The organism is Falsibacillus pallidus, assembly GCF_003350505.1.
GTDB lineage: Bacteria > Bacillota > Bacilli > Bacillales > DSM-25281 > Falsibacillus > Falsibacillus pallidus.
Genome location: NZ_QQAY01000008.1, coordinates 1 through 16,827 on the forward strand (window position 1 = coordinate 1; position 16,827 = coordinate 16,827).

The following is a 16,827-nucleotide window of genomic DNA, read 5'->3' on the forward strand; positions in this document are numbered from 1 at the left end:
AGCTTTCATTCAAGTCGTCTATATATGGAAAAATTTTGAATAGTCATAGGGTTTTCTTACTATCACTGGTTTACGTACCTATTTTTTCTTGTTAACTTGACGGCTATGGAACCTGTCCCCGCGTCCCACGCAGTCCCCATGTCCCAGCTAGATGAGGATGTCTGATTTTTTTTCTTTGGTCCACATGATGGCTGTGGAGATGACGGTCAGTGCGATGACCAAAATGTAGCATACGGGCACAAGCCAGATGGGCAGCACCATTGCAAGGATGAGGCCGAGCATATACTTTAATCCAAAGATGAGCACGATCAAGGTAATGATTACCTGCAGCCCAATCAAGACGATGAAGCTGGGGGCCAAATTTGAGACGAGCATGGATATGGCTGCAATAACCAACCCTAATAGATAAATGGCGATTATGGAAAGCAGGATGTATTGGAAGAAGGTCAGGTGATGCCAATACAAAGGTCCAACAAATGAATTTAATGGTACATCGAAAAAGACCGACGGGTTGTTTGATGAATAGATTTTCATATAGACTGCCATCAAACCAGTCATGACAATCAGTGAAGAAATTACGCCAGCCGCGAATTTCTTTTTGAATAGTTTCCTTCCGATTTTTGAAGGATATTGCAAATCTCTTATATGCTTGATTTTATCTTGAAGAAAGATAGGGGAAACGACCATAACCACACTAATCAGAATCGCAATGGCGATATTTTTGATGATTGCTTCAAAATTCATCAGAGATTGTTCAGGATAAAGGCTGAACTGGCCCGATTTTTTCAATTCGTTTATCAATATTTTTCCGGATGAATCCGCCCGGCTTAATTCATTATCGAGGATTTCTGTTTGATGTTCGTGAAAGTCTAATAAACTTTCCCGTTCCTGAAGTTCCCAGAACAAATTCAATCCTTCGTTAAAGAAAACTTTATCGTGGATTTTCATCTTCTCTTCATCATCCATATTAATGTTTTGAAAGTCTTTGTAGGAATGAATTCCAGCCGCTTTAAAATCTTCTCTGCCGCGAATGAGCCTGTCTGCCTTCGAAACCTCGTGAAGATATTTTTCCTTAAAATCCGCTCTTTCCGCTTCATTCATTCCTGGTCCGTAATCTTTGACCATTTCCACCCCGATTCGATAGGAATCCAGAGCTGGTCTTCCATTGGGGAATTGTTTAATTTCAAAATCTATCAAAAAATAGTAGAGAATCACATTGACAAAAATCATCGAAAGAAGAGTTTTCCAATTCAATATTTTTTTAATTTCCAATAATAAAATGTACATATTTAATTCTCCTTATGAGATGTCCTGTTTCGAAAATGTCTTCAAGGCAGCATAGCAGCCGATTGCGTAGATGATTGTCCATGCTGCAAGGGTATCCACTTCGTAATATTTAAACATCATCAATCCGCTGCTCGCCATCCACCATTGGTGAGGATTCAAGAAGAGTGTGGATAGATTATAGTTAGATATAATGAACAGGATAGAAGAACCAGGTATAAACCCGGCTAGGATAAATAGTGCAATGAAGATGACTGCAAAAAGGATAAAAGTGTAATAGCTGTTTTTTAGCACTACAGATAAGCTGAAGACAAAAAGCATGAACAATAGCATACAGATGTATGAAACCACTATGGCCAGAATCATGTACTCCAACAGGGAGAAATTCCACCAGGATAGATAAGGCAATTGAAATTCCCAATTAAGTCCGCTGTTTATGGAGCTGCTCCATAAATGGCTGTAGTCAAAAACGGTAAAATACGGCCCAAGGGTCGCTGCTAGAAGGATAAAGAAAATAGTGGTGCTGGTGATGAAGGATGAAAAGAGCTTATCAGTCATTAGTTTTCTGCCCCGCTTTGAAGAAAATGCAACGAGCTGGGTTCTATTTTCAAATTCAAAATTACTGATCAGGGCTGTAGAAAGAACGATCAAGATCAAGGATTCTATCAAAATATGCAGGAAGATAGTTCGAAATAACAGGCTGTGCATGGCGAATGGCTTTCCTGCGAAAAACCAACTCTTGTATTCTTTCCTCTTTTTTAGTTGTTCAAAGCGATCCGCTAGTTTCGAGTATTCTTTTCTGAGCATTTCGGCAGCAGAACCGCTAAGATGATATCCAGCGATTTGCCCTTCGCCGATTTTTTGAATATTGATTGCTTCATATCTTTTATCAAATGATTCTGCCTGCTGCAGGTACATCTGCTTTATACTGAGATCATTGAAAGACCGCTGCAGTTCAGAAGTGTATGTATCCTGGTTTTCGTATGTTAATTGTCTAAAAAAATCATCAGTATCTTTAAAGGTTTTGCCTGTTTGTTTTTTGGTGATGGCGTTCAATTGGGAGAGCTCCATCTTCAGTTCTTCATTAAGTCTTGAGAGAGAGCCGTCCGTAATTTTCACCCCAAAATCCCCGGCGATTTTATTGATAATGGAAAGTTCCCTATTAAAGCTTGAAGAATCAAAGATAATAAACAAGTTCCAGGCGGTGAACAGCAGCAGTAATCCAATGATGATGGGGGAAGTGAGTGCCTTTTTGCTTTCTAAAAAAATGATTCTCATAATACGTACGAATCCCCGCTTAAATCATCCCGATATTCGTATAAGAATACATCCTCCAAATTTGGCGAGACCGGCATCCAATGCATTTGCTGCTCTCCCTTATGGACAAAGCGAACGCGTACATTCCCTAGCTCCTGCTTCTCTCCCAGAAGAGTATACTTCAGGCGAAATGCTTCCAGTTCTTGGTTTCCTATCACGGTTTCGTAGATGTTTCCATCCAGTGTTTTGCAGATGGATTGCGGAGGAGCGTTAAAAAGAATCTCCTGATGCTTAAGCATGATGACTTGATTGGCAATCGACTCAATATCCGACACGATGTGTGTGGAAATGATGATCAGGCGGTCCCTGGAAAGGGAGGTCAATAGCTGGCGGAAACGGGCTCGTTCCTTGGGATCCAGTCCGGCAGTAGGCTCGTCCAAAATCAGTATTTTCGGGTCATTCAATAAGGCCTGTGCAATCCCAACCCGCTGAATCATCCCTCCGGAAAATTTCCTCATTTTTTTATTAGCGACATCAGATAGGGCCACTTTCTCCAGGAGATCAGTGATTAGCCCAGCAGCTGTTTTTTTATCAATTCCTTTTAAGGCAGAGAGATACATTAAATATTGCTTAGGGGAGTAATGCTTATAGAACCCGAAGTTTTGCGGCAAGTACCCGAGAATGTCACGATAAGATTCGTCGAGTTCATAGATATCACTTCCGTTATACAGGATTTCACCACTTGTAGGCGAAATCAAGGTGGCGAGCATTTTCATCAATGTGGTTTTTCCCGCCCCGTTGGGAGCAAGCAGACCATATATCCCGAAGCCAAATTCAAGATTGATTTCCCGCAAAGCGTTGAATGAACCATATCTTTTCCCTGTATCTTTTACAATCAGCATATTATAAAGCTCCTTCCTGAACATTCATTCGAATCAGTTTGCTAAGGTAATACAAATAAATGATCACACTGCCAATAAGTACAATTCCGTAGAGGATCGCCGGTAAAGACATCAAGAAATGATTGTACCCATTGGCGTTGATGAGCCGAAGACCGATATTGGCTAAAATCCAGCCCATGCCGATAAGGTTTGCTGTCAAACCTGACCGTTTTTTGGTATAGACGAATAGAAAGACAATCGCAAAAATAAACAAGGAGGTTGTTGAAATCATAAACAATGTAAAAAATTCAAGGGAGCTGTCTTTCCATACAACCGGGAGAAAACTGATGGTATTGCCTGCTATCGATAATATGCTGAAGTGCAGCATGCGAAAAGCAGAAATCTGATAAAGATTGTATTTTGCTGTCATTTCCACTTCGAATGTGGCATTCTGCTTCTTCATATAAAGCTCATAAAGAGAGAGGGACATGAACAGAAGAGGCGAGATTAAAAAAACCGCTCCATAGATGTCTGGCGCATCCGAAATGGTATTCAGGAAAAAAATGACGGCAATCAGTGTTGAAATCGTCAAAAGCATCCCATCGCGGGTATTGGTGAAAAGATACTTGAACCCCAGCACCTTTCCGATACGAAGCATGTAAGGGAAAAAAGGCTCCTTCTGTTTCAATCCCAAACGGGTAATGGAGCGGACTTCATTTTTTACTGTTTCATCATCTGGCATGGGGATATGGAATTTTTGTCTACGCATCAACATGCACCTCCATTTCTTTTTGAATGTATCTAATTCCGGCATAGTATCGTGTTTTTACGGTGGAAAGCGGGGTCTCCAGCAGTTCTGCGATTTCAGGGAGTGTATATTCCCCGAAAAGCTTCAAGCGGACAATCTGCTGCCATTTCATATCCATCCTGCCGACGATGGAGGCAACCATTTCAACACCCTCTTTGAAATCAAGCCGGAATGTGAAATCTTCATAGTTTTCATAATCATGTTCTTCAAGTGATTCAGTCATTTTCTGATAATGATAGTTTTTGGATCGAAAATAATCTACGAGCCGGTTGGAGGCAACTTTATAAAGCCATGTCCGAAAAGAGGCTTTGTTGGAGTCGAAATGTTTCATGGACTGCAGCACACTAATAAAGATTTCCTGGGTTAAATCCAAGGAAAGTTCCGAGTCGATTGTTTGTTTAAATACGAAGCTGTAGATTTCACGATAATAATATGAAATCAGCTTATTGGCCGCATCCTGGCTCCCATGTTTCTTGATTTTCTTTATCCATCGTTCTTCTTTGATCATCATCTCACTGCCTTCTATCTATATATTCGTAAGCAGATGGAAAAAAGTTTTAAAAAAATAACATATTTTCAATTATCCTCTAAAAAACATTTCAAACAAGAGGGGTGTGGGACGCTGTGTCCCAAAAAACTTCTCCCTAAAAGAAGCTTCAGACTTTTAAAGATTCTTCCCGTCCACTATAATAAGAGTTGATAATAATTATCGAAATTATCACACTATTTAATTTGTAAGAGATTGATTGCTTAAATAGGGAGGAGTATGGGAAATGGAAATGAATGATAGACCAGACCAAAAGGAACATACCTCTGCGGGGCAATGCCCTGTCACTCATCACAAAGATAGTGCTATTACAACGACGACAGCTCCTGGTGGAACGACGAATAAGGACTGGTGGCCAAACCAGCTGAATTTGGGTGTTCTCCGCCAGCATGATAAGAAATCAAATCCAATGGGGGAGGATTTCGACTATCGCGAGGAATTCTCGAAATTGGATTACGATTCATTGAAAAAAGATCTGCACGAGTTAATGACGGACAGCCAGGATTGGTGGCCTGCTGACTATGGCCATTATGGTCCATTCTTTATCCGTATGTCTTGGCATGCTGCAGGTACATACCGCACGGCGGACGGACGCGGCGGCAGCTCTACTGGATCCCAGCGTTTTGCCCCGCTGAACAGCTGGCCGGACAACGTCAACCTTGATAAAGCACGGCGCCTCCTATGGCCGATCAAAAAGAAATACGGAAACAAAATCTCTTGGGCAGATTTGCTTGTCCTGACAGGGAATGTGGCTCTTGAATCCATGGGGCTGAAGACATTCGGATTTGCCGGAGGACGTGAAGATGTTTGGCACCCTGAGGAAGATGTCTATTGGGGTTCTGAAAAAGAATGGCTTGCAGACAACCGCTATTCCGGGGACCGCGATTTAGAGAATCCGCTTGCTGCCGTTCAGATGGGGCTTATTTATGTAAACCCTGAAGGTCCGAACGGGAAGCCTGATCCGCTTGCAAGCGCCCGTGATATTCGAGATACATTTGGTAGAATGGCCATGAACGATGAAGAAACGGTAGCGCTCATCGCAGGCGGCCACACATTTGGTAAAGCGCATGGTGCCGGCGATGCTTCTCTAGTGGGGGATGACCCGGAAGCAGCGACGCTTGAAACGCAAGGGTTGGGGTGGATCAGCTCTTATGGAAGCGGAAAAGGCCGCGATACAATTTCCAGTGGTGTTGAAGGGGCTTGGACATCGAATCCGACTACATGGGATAACGGGTACTTCGATCTTCTTTTCGGTTACGAGTGGGAGCTGACGAAGAGTCCTGCAGGAGCTTATCAATGGGCTCCTGTCGACATGACTGAAGAGCATATGGCGCCGGATGCGGAAGATTCATCGGTCCGTGTGAAGACCATGATGACAACAGCTGATATGGCTTTGCGTATGGACCCGGATTATGAGAAGATTTCACGCCGCTACTATGAAAATCCGGATGAGTTTGCCGATGCCTTTGCTCGTGCATGGTTTAAACTGCTGCACCGAGACATGGGCCCAAAAGTACGATACTTAGGTCCAGAAGTGCCTGGAGAAGAACTGATCTGGCAGGACCCGGTTCCAGCTGTCGACTATGAGTTGTCGCATGAGGAAATTGCCAGCCTGAAAGAAAAAATCCTTAACTCAGGCCTCACAGTAAGTGAACTCGTAAAAACGTCCTGGGCTTCGGCAAGCACTTACCGCGGATCAGATATGCGCGGCGGTGCAAATGGAGCGCGCGTCCGTCTCGCTCCTCAAAAAGACTGGGAAGCCAATGAACCGGAATTGCTTGAGAAGGTCCTTGGCGTTTACGAAGATATTCAAAGCGGACTCGATAAAAAAGTGAGCCTTGCTGACTTGATTGTACTTGGCGGAAGTGCAGCGGTTGAGAAAGCTGCAAAAGCCGCCGGATTTGAAATTACTGTTCCATTTTCGCCTGGACGTGGTGATGCATCTGCTGAGCAGACCGACGCAGAGTCCTTTGATGTCTTGGAGCCTGTTTCAGATGGATTCCGCAACTATCAGAAAAAAGAATACTCCACTAGCCCGGAAGAAATGATGGTGGATAAGGCACAGCTCTTAGGTTTGACTGCTCCTGAGATGACGGTCCTCGTCGGTGGTCTGCGTGTGCTCGGGACTAACCATGGAGATACAAAGCACGGAGTATTCACCGATCAGGTAGGCACACTATCCAACGACTTTTTTGCTAACCTCCTAGATATGGGAGTAGAGTGGAAGCGTGCAGAATTCAACCTGTATGAAGGACGCGACCGCAAGTCAGGTGAAGTGGTGCGGACAGCTACCCGCTTTGATTTAGTATTCGGTTCAAACTCTGAACTTCGTGCACTGGCTGAAGTGTATGCACAGGATGATAATAAAGAGAAATTTGTACGTGACTTTGTCTCTGCTTGGGTAAAGGTCATGGACGCTGATCGTTTTGATTTAAGATAACGGTCAAATTGATTCGAGCCTGCTCCCAGCCGGGATGCAGGCTTTTTAAATGAAAGGATATAAATATGTACGTGAAAATTAGAAGACCCGCCAAAGAGGATGAAAAAGAACTCCATGTATTTTTTCAACTCGTGATAAGCGACACTTTTTCCAAAGAGGGAATCGGGCATATGATGGAGGATATCCAAGAAGAGATACATACAAAGAAGCAATACCTCGACAAGGATTTTGAAAGCAAAGGGCTGAACCGCTATTTCTTAATTGCGGAGGTAGAAGATAAAATAGTTGGTTCGATAGAATATGGCCCTCCCAGCGAATTGATTCTTCTCCACACAAACAATGAGTTTCAATCTATTGTGGAAGTAGGGACAGTATTTGTTCATCCAGATTTTCAGCGAAAAGGGATTGGAAATAGGCTATTGAATGAAATTTATACTGTTTTAGCTGGTAAAGGAATGTCGGCATTCTGTCTCGACAGCGGGTATGCCAGGGCGCAAAAAGTCTGGAAAAGGAAATTTGGAGAACCCGATTACTTATTGAAAGATTTTTGGGGAAAAGGACTCCACCATATGATCTGGCGGATCACCCTCAGCACTTTGAGGTAAAAAAGAGGATTCTTGCCAAAATCCTAGAAACTACTAGTAGAAAAGGGTGAGGGGGAATGGAATCATGACGCTTCAAGAAGTAATGGAAAAGTTAGAGGCAATGGGATCGGAACAGACCAAGAAAACCTTTATGCGCCACGGGGCAGCTGAGCCTCTTTTTGGCGTGAAAATTGGCGATATGAAAAAGCTTGTGAAATCAGTAAAAAAAGATCAGGAACTGGTGCAGGATTTATACAATACAGGCAATTCCGATGCCATGTACTTAGCTGGATTATCGGTGAATCCTTCTCAACTGACAAAAGAACAGCTGCAGGAGTGGGTGCAGAAAGCCTATTGGCACATGATTGCGGAATATACTGTGGCAGGTGCTGCGGCTGAAAGTCCATTTGCCATGGAATTGGCGATGGAATGGATAGATTCAGAAGAAGAAATGATCGCTGCGTGCGGCTGGAGCACCTATGCGAATTATGTGACTATCACCCCTGATGACGAGTTGGATTTTGAAGAAATCCGAAGTCTGCTTGTACGAATCAAAAACACCATCCATGAAGAGAAAAATCGTGCCCGCTATGCGATGAACTGTTTTCTGATTTGTGTAGGGGGCTCGGTCCTGCCGTTGACGGAAGAAGTGATCGAAGTCGCTCGCCATATTGGCAAGGTAAACGTTGATGTTGGGAACACAGCCTGTAAAGTCCCGCTGGCTGTTGACTACATCAAAAAAATCGAGCAGAGAGGAAAGCTCGGTGCCAAGAAGAAAACGTGCATCTGCTGAACGAACGCAAAAAAGGGAAAGCACAATGCTTTCCCTTTTTTACTAAGGCAGTTTTCGTAAACATTGTTGTTAAAATCTAACTGCCGATTTTAACACGAAATTAGCTGTTTTCAGCGTTGAAAGGTAGTATCCAGGCTCTTTTCTAGCTAAATAGGTTATTTTGATTGCATAACCTGCTTTAATTGTTAAATAACAAATTTTGAGTAAAGAGCCTTCATTAATAAACTTTATCCCCATTAAAAATGGAATTCTTAACTACTACATAATCCACCGTACGGATGGCTTCCAATTTTGTACCGCCTGCATAAGAAATGGATGATTGAAGATCCTGCTCCATTTCAATCAGTGTATCCTCAAGTGCACCTTTGTGCTCAACGTACAATTTCTTTCCTTCGACGTTCTTTCGTTCGCCTTTTTGGAATTCCGATGCAGATCCGAAGTATTCCTTATGAAGCTTCCCGTCTTTTTCAATTGTTGTCCCAGGAGATTCCTCGTGTCCTGCAAATAGGGATCCGATCATGACCATAGAGGCGCCGAATCGAACGGATTTAGCGATATCGCCATGTGTACGGATGCCGCCGTCTGCAATAATCGGCTTCGTTGCTGCCTTTGCACACCAGCGTAAAGCCGCAAGCTGCCAGCCGCCTGTACCGAATCCTGTCTTGATTTTCGTAATGCAGACTTTGCCTGGTCCGATGCCAACTTTAGTGGCGTCAGCCCCGGCATGCTCTAATTCCCTGACTGCTTCAGGCGTACCGACGTTTCCGGCAATGACAAAGCTGTCCGGAAGATGCTTTTTAATATGTTTAATCATATTGATCACAGCGTTAGAGTGGCCGTGCGCGATATCGATGGTGATGTACTCGGGTACGAGATTTTCTTCAGCCAGTTGTTGAATGAAGCTGTATTCTTCCTCTTTTACGCCGACACTGATGGATGCATACAATCCGCGATTTTTCATCTCAATCACAAAGTCTTTTCGCTTCTCAGGTTCAAATCGGTGCATGATATAAAAGTAATTATTCTCAGCCATATAGACGGCAATCTTTTCATCAATGATGGTTTGCATATTGGCAGGCACTACCGGAAGCTTGAATTTCCTGCCGCCAAAAGTCACACTTGTATCACATTCAGAACGGCTGTTGACTACACACTTCGCCGGAATTAGCTGAATATCTTCATAATCGAAAACGTTTTCCATGAAAAAACACTCCTAAAATACGAATATTTTTTATAAGTTAATTAATAATGTTCGTCTATTAGAAATATACACCATTACAAATTCCCTGTCAAAAAGAATTGACCGCATAATTCAAAAAGGGATACACAAACTAAACGTATGTTCGGGAGGTGCTGACATGGAAAATGAAAATAAAGATTTCGAGAATATTTATATCGAATACAAACATCAAGCAGCAGAGCAAAGTCTAAATGAAGCCGTGGAGAACAAACAGCCGGGTGTGGAGGAGATTGTCGCCGTAAGGAAGAATCGAGATGATGACATCATTGCCTTTAAGACCGATACTGGCCGTGAGCTGGATTACATCACTGCACTGGAAGAAGCTAAGGCAGGAAAGCTTGCGCATATTGATGTATTTCATAAGTATGGCAGGGATATCATACGGAGCGAGCCGGACGGCATCAAGGAAAATAACCTGGATCACTTGCCGGAGTTTTAGTGAGCATAAATAGTCGAGTACTAATGCTCGATTCTAAATGAAAAAACCTCCTATTCAGCAGGAGGTTTTTCTCATTTATAGGAATCAAATAATGTTTGAAGCTTTTGCTTAACTGGCACACCCATCTCTATTTCGAACTTCTGCTCCATGGAAGCGGCGATATCCTTTGCCTGCTTGATGAACCCTTTATCGAGCAGGCTCCGCAGGTATTTCCAATAAATCGGTTCGTTGTATTCGTCCATTTGAAGGATGCGGTCGAATCTCGTTTGGGCTTTCGAATACTCCTCAATGGACCAATAGTAGTAACCGATTTCTTCGAGGATATCGAGAAATGACCTTTTCGTCTGTTCCCTAATGGGTTCAAGGAATGATTCATAAGGGAATTCCTTCAAAAGATCGCCCTTATATAGGGTCTCTGCTTCTAAGAAATTGGCTATTTTCGCTTCCTGTGAAGGAGCTTGCGCCTTGATGAGCGAATGGAACCTTTTTAAATCGATGTCGCAGTACTGATCATCGAAGTAAATGCTTTCCCCAGTCTGGATGATATACCTGGACTGTCTTCCTGAAGCAGCGTCAGGCTCCAATGATTTTCGCAGCCCCGATAGGGATACATAAAAGCGGTTGGTCTGTGAATGGTAGCTGCCGTCAGGAAATAAATCCTCTAACAGCCGGTCCTTTGGGATTTTTTGTCCGTATTGAGCAGCCAGATATACCATTAGCCGCAGGCTCGATTTGCGCTTGAGGGATATTTCATTTCCATTTTGCATGAGTTGAAAATTCCCAAGGAGGGAGACGGATAACCCTGAAGCAGTTCGTTCAACTGGGGCTGAAACTGTGTCTTTTACGGAATTGATCTGGTTAATGAAAGTTTGAAGCAGCCCGTTGAAATAGCGATAATGGGCAAAATATTTCTGAGATTTCTTTAAAAGTTCTTCACCCCGTTCTTTTTCACCCATTTCCAAGTGAATCAACCCGAGCTCCATGTATCCCCATCCAAGGTCTGTATCGAGCATGAATTTTTCAGCCCTGGCAATCCCGGATTCTGTGCATTCCATTGCTTTTTTTAACTCACCGGTCAGTCGATAATATTTCCCCATGGCAATCAGGGGATAGACTTTGGCGCCTTCGTCCGCATATTCCTCGGCGAGTCGAGCGAGATCTTTCAGTAATGGCTCAGCAAGGGCAAGTTCCTTCTTTTCCAGCAGCAGTTCAGTCAATATCCAGGAAGAATGCATCCGGCTGTCCACGGTGTTGTATTGCTCTGCATTCGTCAATGCCATTCTTGCAAATTGGATTCCTTCTTCTATTTCTCCAGTAAACCGGCAGCATTGGGCAATGAGTGACAGGTTCACGGAAATCAAGTCGTGGCTGCCAGCTTCTCTGCTTTCTTTCAGCGACTCCGTGAACAATTCCTTCGCTTCCTCAATCTCCCCGCTGTAAAACAAGATTAATCCCAATCGATGCCGCAGTAGAATTTTATAAAAGGGAATTGCCTCTGATTGATTGGTTACAAGAGAAGTCCTGATCGGTTCAATGTAGCTTCTCAGCAGCGCGATCGGTACGCATCTGAATAGAAAAAGGGAAAAGGCTGCTGTGGAGATAGCAGGACAGATTTCTTCCAGGGATCCATCAAGCAGAAGAAGAAACTGTTCCGGTGTATACATGTTCATCATTTTTTGCATCAGACGGGCAGCCTCTTCAAAATGACCAGCGGCCAGGAAATGAGCGAATGAAAAATAATACTGATAACCGCGTTCGTAAATCTTTGCTGCTGCTTCATGCATGTGGCGCAATGGCCTTTTTCCGATAAATGATGTGAGTTTTTGGTACAGGTAGTCGCGGAATATCGGAATATAGGATTGGGCATTGTCCATTTGACGGATAAAAGTCCTGTTCAGCCAGATTTCTTCTAATAGAGAATAATCAATGCCTAATTCCACCATGACTTGTGGATCGAGTTCATGAATGAGGCTTGAATGATACAGGACAGCTAATTCTGTGTCATCAGCGTCTTTCAAAAATGGCTCAAATTCTTCAAATAGTTCTTTGAATGGGGCATGCTTCAAAAGGATTTCTGAAGAAATAGGAACCGGTCCTTTTATCGATGCTGCGAGCAGTGAAAGAGCAGCTGGCCACCCGCCTAATTTTTTGTGCAGGAAATCCAACTCGGCAGCTGTCAGCGATCTATTTTCCTGCTGAAAAAAAGAGGCGGTCTCCTCTTTTGTAAATTGAAGTTCCTGCTCGTTCCACTCCACTAATTTGTTTTGGATTTTCAGTCTTGTCAGTGGAAAATCGGGCTTCGTACTGTTTAGCATGACTACATTGACAGAAGAGGAAGCGTGCTGTATGAGCTGATGGATGAATGCCGGGATTTCAGCTGATTCATTGTTGTGAAAATCATCCAAAACGATGGATAGTGGACTCTCCCAATAGGCAATGGACTCTAAAATGGAAAGTTGGATGTGGAGAACTTCATCTTCATCACCTGAAATTCCAAGGCCATCTGCTAAAAGATAGACGAATTCCTCCAGGGACCATTTTTTTTCGGCAAAATTGAACCAAAAGGCTTGCCGTGCACGACACAGCAAATAGTTGGAAATCAATGCAGACTTCCCGAACCCGCCTGGCGCTGTAATACTCATCACCGGTCGATGGAATGCCTGGTCGAGCATAGAAAATTTGTCTGGACGTTCAAAACTCATTCCCATTTTAGGTATCGCAAGTTGGGAGGCCAATTTCCCCATATTCTTCCCCTCATCTTCATGAAAAGTTTTCCAGTATTTTTGACCATATTATATCATGTAAGAAATTCACTCGTAACTGTAAGAAATCTGAAAGAACGATGCTTTAAGATGAAAATGCACAGACCGAGATCGTGCAGCATTCATCAATTTAAGAAATGAGTGAGTTTATGAAAAAAAGCAAATGGGCTGCAGCAGGATGGATCGCATTATTTTTCATCCTTTTATTGTTTTTAGGATACATTGTCACACAATATGTTGTTTTAGACCCAAAAACAGCAGGGGCGGTCGATGGGAAAATGCACTTGCCTAACTTCCCGTTCAAGCCTTGGCTCGTAATCTTGTATGTTCATATTATTTTTGGCACCATCGCGCTTTTGACGGGACCGTTCCAATTTATTAGAAGGCCGACAGGAAAAAACGCAGGTGGGCACCGGAAGCTCGGGTATATCTATATCACTTCGATTGGATTGGCTGGATTAGTTGGGCTTTATTTAAGCTGGTATGCCAGTGGCGGAATCACTGCTAAAACGGGATTTTTTATGCTGGATGTCTGCTGGATTGCGACGACTTTTGTTGCCATGATGAGAATTTTCCAGAAGAAGTTCAGCCTGCATCAGAAATGGATGATCAGAAGCTATGCGGTGACCCTGGCATTTGCTTCATTCCGTCTCTATCTGCTTCCGTTCACGCTGCTTTTCCATATAGACATTCAAGAAGCCATGGGGATTGCTTCCTGGATGTGCTGGATTACGAACTTAGCGGTCGTTGAATGGTATTTTTTCCGGAAGAAAAAGAAAAAATCTATACCATCTGGCCGCAGACAATATCCGGCACTTTAAAGGCGCCGCCAATAGAAAGGAAGAAGGAAGATGAGCAAACGAAAATACGTGATTTTCACGCTTGTGGTCAACGGGCTGATCCCCTGGATTCTATATGTCACCCTGTCGAACTATATGAGCAGTGTGGAAGCTCTATCCATTGCTGCACTTGCTCCTTTAGTCGACAACGTGGTGCATTTAGCCAAACATAGAAAAATCGATGTATTCGGCGGATTAATGCTGTTCACCCTTGTATTGACCATTGGGCTAGTTCTATTGGGAGGGAATGAAAAAATCATCCTGATCAGGGAATCCTTGATTACGGCATCTGTTGGCGTCCTTTTTATCGGTTCACTATTAAGGAAGAAGCCATTGATGTTCAGTTTAGGTTCACGTTTTTTAGGGGAAGAGCTTTTTCATGAAAACTGGCAGTACCCCTATTTCCGATTTGTCATGAGGACGATGACTATGGTCTGGGGGCTTATCCTGCTTTGTGAGGCGGCAGTACGCGTAATACTTGTCTACAGCTTATCCACGGCTGTCTACTTGGCTGTTTCAAACGTTGTCTTCTACGGTTTCATCGGCGCGGCCATACTATGGACGATTTTTTACCGAAAAAAATCGAGGGTTAAACTTGAGAGAATAAAAGCAGACCGGTTCAATGGAGGTGGGGGTTTTGGAAATACAGCCACTGTCCCGAGAGGATAAGAAGGATGTGTTAACATTGTTTTCCGAAGTCACCAAAGACCTTAAATTAAATGGAATCGACCAGTGGGACTTCTTTTACCCAAATCGATTTTTAATCGAGGGAGACCTGAAGCGAAGTCAGATGTATGGTATGAAAAACGATGGGAAATTAATCGGAATCATTGTGCTGGAAGACCGCGGAAGCAAGAAACATGATCATATCGACTGGCAGATAAAAGGAAGTGCTGCCTGGATCCATCGGCTCGCAGTCCACCCCGATTATCAAGGACAGGGTCTTGGGAAGCGGCTACTGGTTTTTGCAGAGAAGTTTGCGCAGCAAAAAGGTCATGATTGCCTGCGGCTGGATGTCTATTCCGCCAATCCGGGAGCCGTCCGATTATATGAAAAAGCAGGCTATGTGTACAGGGGGCAAATTCAATATCCCATGAGAAAACAACCGTATCTTTGTTATGAAAAAACACTGAGTTTCCAAGCGAGGAAGCCTTCATAAAATCAAGTTTAGGAATCAGCATTCAGCTGGTTCTTTTTTATTCGACAAAAATCGGGGCGTGACTGTCACCTGTAGTGTCACTTTCGGTATTTTACCCGCAAAATAGTCAATTGGAATCAGGCGGGAAGTATGTGTTTGATAATGTGTTTTGAATAATTATTCATAACTATTCATAAATTTAAATTTAATCACATCTTTCCGATGCTTGGTCCCCAGCTAGTATTTCACAAAACGAACTTATTATGTAAAGTGTAAAATCATTATAGGAAAATATTACTAAAATAACTATAACTATATTCACGTAATAAAATAGTCCTATTATACGCGGTTTTCCGTTGGTTTTTCGGAAATGGAAATAATTTTTGCAATCGTTTTCTTTGGCTTGTCCACTGGATTTTCGACACTTTTTAAGCAGCGAATTTCATTCGGATAACCAAAAACCGTGTTGACCGGCATTTTTACATTCAGTATACTCAGAATAATAAAAATATTTAAAAATTTCATATTCATGCATGAGTAAATTTTGCTCCAAGAAATCCGACAACGATTTGCATGATCCGAAAATGAACAATGGGGGATCACAATGGTGCAGAAATGGCATTCAGAACTGGAAGAAATGTATAGCGAAATGGTTGGATGGAGAAGGCATTTTCATCAGCATCCAGAGCTTTCGTTTCAAGAGGTGGAAACACCGAAAATGATTGCTTCATTACTCGAAAGCTTCGGGGTCGAAGTCAGGACAGGAGTAGGAAGAAGGGGCGTAGTCGGGCTGATAAAAGGAGCGAAGCCGGGAAAGACCATTGCTTTAAGGGCTGATTTTGATGCCCTTCCGATCCAGGATGAAAAGGACGTTCCATATAAATCCGCTGTCCCTGGAGTGATGCATGCGTGCGGACATGATGGACATACGGCGACCCTGCTCGCAGCAGCAAAAGTGCTCAGCCGCAATCGAAGTGAGCTGGCTGGAAATGTTGTACTGATTCATCAGCATGCAGAGGAGCTCGCACCAGGAGGAGCCATTGCCATGATTGAAGATGGATGCCTGGATGGAGTTGACTATGTTTTTGGGACGCATCTTTCCTCAAGAGCCCCAACAGGTACATATTTATACCGTAAAGGCTACACCATGGCAGCAGCTGATTCCTTTGTAATCAAAATTCAAGGGAGGGGCGGACATGGAGCATCCCCTCATGAAACGGTCGATGCCCTCGCCATTGGATGCCAGCTGGTCAATCAATTGCAGTACATAGTAAGCAGACAAGTGGATCCCCAGAAATCAGCGGTATTGTCAGTCGGTTCCTTCCATGCGGGGCAGGCACTGAACGTCATTGCAGATTCAGCTGTGATCCAGGGTACCTTCCGAACATTTGATGAAGAAGTAAGGCAGCACATGGAGCAGGAAATTCGAAACATCGCCAATGGGCTTTGCCAATCCTATCATGCAGAATGCGAAGTTGTTTACTCCCGCGGCTATCCTGCCGTATACAACCACGAACAGGAAACGGAAATGTTTAAATCCGTTGTGGAGAAAACCGTCGATTCGAAGACCATTCAAGAAATGCCAGCCCTGATGGGAGGAGAAGATTTTGCCTACTACTTGAAAGAGAAGCCTGGGATGTTCTTCTTTACGGGGGCTCAAAATGCAGAGATTGGAGCATCTGCACCGCACCACCATCCTAAATTTGATATTGATGAAAAAGGGATGATCTATGCTGGGAAAGCATTCCTGAGCATCGTCCACCATTACTTGGCTGAAAAAGCGGAAGAGCCGCTTCTTGCCTCATCTGTCTAATG

Annotated in this window: 15 protein-coding genes; 8 read left to right on the plus strand and 7 right to left on the minus strand. The window is 43.4% G+C overall.

Annotated elements, in window-relative coordinates; translation table 11 throughout:
- Positions 1-147 precede the first annotated feature (147 nt).
- Genes DFR59_RS12610 through DFR59_RS12630 form a run of 5 tightly spaced genes read right to left on the minus strand, consistent with a single transcriptional unit; the run spans position 148 to position 4,741 of the window.
- Entirely contained in the window at positions 148-1,287 is a 1,140-nt protein-coding gene (locus DFR59_RS12610; protein WP_114746018.1) for a hypothetical protein, read from the minus strand.
- A gap of 12 nt (positions 1,288-1,299) precedes the next feature.
- Positions 1,300-2,562, minus strand: coding sequence for an NfeD family protein (locus DFR59_RS12615; protein ID WP_114746019.1), 1,263 nt, complete (start codon positions 2,560-2,562; stop codon positions 1,300-1,302).
- Entirely contained in the window at positions 2,559-3,443 is an 885-nt protein-coding gene (locus tag DFR59_RS12620) for an ABC transporter ATP-binding protein (protein ID WP_114746020.1), read from the minus strand. Before DFR59_RS12620 ends, DFR59_RS12615 begins: the two co-directional genes overlap by 4 nt.
- Position 3,444: 1 nt before the next feature.
- Complete coding sequence (locus DFR59_RS12625) at positions 3,445-4,191, minus strand: hypothetical protein (protein WP_114746021.1); 747 nt, start codon at positions 4,189-4,191, stop codon at positions 3,445-3,447.
- Positions 4,184-4,741, minus strand: a complete 558-nt coding sequence (locus DFR59_RS12630) for an RNA polymerase sigma factor (RefSeq protein WP_245948482.1) — start codon at positions 4,739-4,741, stop codon at positions 4,184-4,186. The genes DFR59_RS12625 and DFR59_RS12630 overlap by 8 nt, the downstream gene beginning before the upstream one ends.
- A 262-nt stretch (positions 4,742-5,003) precedes the next feature.
- On the opposite strand from DFR59_RS12630, the gene katG reads away from it, so the two are divergent.
- From katG to DFR59_RS12645, 3 genes are all read left to right on the plus strand, one after another.
- Entirely contained in the window at positions 5,004-7,217 is a 2,214-nt protein-coding gene (katG, locus tag DFR59_RS12635) for a catalase/peroxidase HPI (RefSeq protein WP_114746022.1), read from the plus strand.
- 65 nt (positions 7,218-7,282) lie between these two features.
- Positions 7,283-7,822 (plus strand): GNAT family N-acetyltransferase, encoded by a 540-nt coding sequence (locus DFR59_RS12640; RefSeq protein WP_114746023.1) that lies wholly within the window; start codon positions 7,283-7,285, stop codon positions 7,820-7,822.
- A 64-nt stretch (positions 7,823-7,886) separates the two neighbouring features.
- Positions 7,887-8,594: a DNA alkylation repair protein gene (locus DFR59_RS12645; RefSeq protein WP_114746024.1), complete on the plus strand. Its 708-nt coding sequence runs from the start codon at positions 7,887-7,889 to the stop codon at positions 8,592-8,594.
- Between the two features lie 217 nt (positions 8,595-8,811).
- On the opposite strand, the gene guaC is transcribed toward DFR59_RS12645, so the two are convergent.
- Positions 8,812-9,795, minus strand: a complete 984-nt coding sequence (guaC, locus tag DFR59_RS12650) for a GMP reductase (RefSeq protein WP_114746025.1) — start codon at positions 9,793-9,795, stop codon at positions 8,812-8,814.
- Between the two features lie 157 nt (positions 9,796-9,952).
- Between guaC and DFR59_RS12655 the strand changes: the two genes are divergently transcribed.
- Entirely contained in the window at positions 9,953-10,273 is a 321-nt protein-coding gene (locus DFR59_RS12655) for a DUF3892 domain-containing protein (RefSeq protein ID WP_114746026.1), read from the plus strand.
- Between the two features lie 71 nt (positions 10,274-10,344).
- Here the strand turns inward: DFR59_RS12655 and DFR59_RS12660 are convergent, their stop codons facing one another.
- The gene (locus tag DFR59_RS12660) at positions 10,345-13,017 is read right to left on the minus strand and encodes an AfsR/SARP family transcriptional regulator (protein WP_114746027.1); all 2,673 of its coding nucleotides are present in this window, start codon (positions 13,015-13,017) and stop codon (positions 10,345-10,347) included.
- A 167-nt stretch (positions 13,018-13,184) separates the two neighbouring features.
- Here DFR59_RS12660 and DFR59_RS12665 point away from each other — a divergent pair, with 167 nt between their 5' ends.
- The 4 genes from DFR59_RS12665 (at position 13,185) to DFR59_RS12685 (ending at position 16,825) form a co-directional block, all read left to right on the plus strand.
- On the plus strand, positions 13,185-13,856 hold the full coding sequence (locus DFR59_RS12665) for a DUF2306 domain-containing protein (protein WP_158538380.1): 672 nt from the start codon (positions 13,185-13,187) through the stop codon (positions 13,854-13,856).
- Positions 13,857-13,886: 30 nt separating this feature from the next.
- Entirely contained in the window at positions 13,887-14,543 is a 657-nt protein-coding gene (locus tag DFR59_RS12670) for a VC0807 family protein (protein ID WP_114746029.1), read from the plus strand.
- On the plus strand, positions 14,512-15,033 hold the full coding sequence (locus DFR59_RS12675; protein ID WP_158538381.1) for a GNAT family N-acetyltransferase: 522 nt from the start codon (positions 14,512-14,514) through the stop codon (positions 15,031-15,033). The genes DFR59_RS12670 and DFR59_RS12675 overlap by 32 nt, the downstream gene beginning before the upstream one ends.
- 583 nt (positions 15,034-15,616) lie before the next feature.
- On the plus strand, positions 15,617-16,825 hold the full coding sequence (locus DFR59_RS12685) for a M20 family metallopeptidase (RefSeq protein ID WP_114746032.1): 1,209 nt from the start codon (positions 15,617-15,619) through the stop codon (positions 16,823-16,825).
- The last annotated feature ends 2 nt before the right edge of the window (positions 16,826-16,827 follow it).

Coding starts and splice junctions, on each gene's coding strand:
- guaC (WP_114746025.1), bottom strand. CDS start 9,795: ATGGAAAACGTTTTCGATTATGAAGATATTCAGCTAATTCCGGCGAAG.
- DFR59_RS12625 (WP_114746021.1), bottom strand. CDS start 4,191: ATGCGTAGACAAAAATTCCATATCCCCATGCCAGATGATGAAACAGTA.
- DFR59_RS12620 (WP_114746020.1), bottom strand. CDS start 3,443: ATGCTGATTGTAAAAGATACAGGGAAAAGATATGGTTCATTCAACGCT.
- katG (WP_114746022.1), top strand. CDS start 5,004: ATGGAAATGAATGATAGACCAGACCAAAAGGAACATACCTCTGCGGGG.
- DFR59_RS12670 (WP_114746029.1), top strand. CDS start 13,887: ATGAGCAAACGAAAATACGTGATTTTCACGCTTGTGGTCAACGGGCTG.
- DFR59_RS12660 (WP_114746027.1), bottom strand. CDS start 13,017: ATGGGGAAATTGGCCTCCCAACTTGCGATACCTAAAATGGGAATGAGT.
- DFR59_RS12630 (WP_245948482.1), bottom strand. CDS start 4,741: ATGATGATCAAAGAAGAACGATGGATAAAGAAAATCAAGAAACATGGG.
- DFR59_RS12640 (WP_114746023.1), top strand. CDS start 7,283: ATGTACGTGAAAATTAGAAGACCCGCCAAAGAGGATGAAAAAGAACTC.
- DFR59_RS12610 (WP_114746018.1), bottom strand. CDS start 1,287: ATGTACATTTTATTATTGGAAATTAAAAAAATATTGAATTGGAAAACT.
- DFR59_RS12665 (WP_158538380.1), top strand. CDS start 13,185: ATGAAAAAAAGCAAATGGGCTGCAGCAGGATGGATCGCATTATTTTTC.
- DFR59_RS12655 (WP_114746026.1), top strand. CDS start 9,953: ATGGAAAATGAAAATAAAGATTTCGAGAATATTTATATCGAATACAAA.
- DFR59_RS12615 (WP_114746019.1), bottom strand. CDS start 2,562: ATGAGAATCATTTTTTTAGAAAGCAAAAAGGCACTCACTTCCCCCATC.
- DFR59_RS12685 (WP_114746032.1), top strand. CDS start 15,617: ATGGTGCAGAAATGGCATTCAGAACTGGAAGAAATGTATAGCGAAATG.
- DFR59_RS12645 (WP_114746024.1), top strand. CDS start 7,887: ATGACGCTTCAAGAAGTAATGGAAAAGTTAGAGGCAATGGGATCGGAA.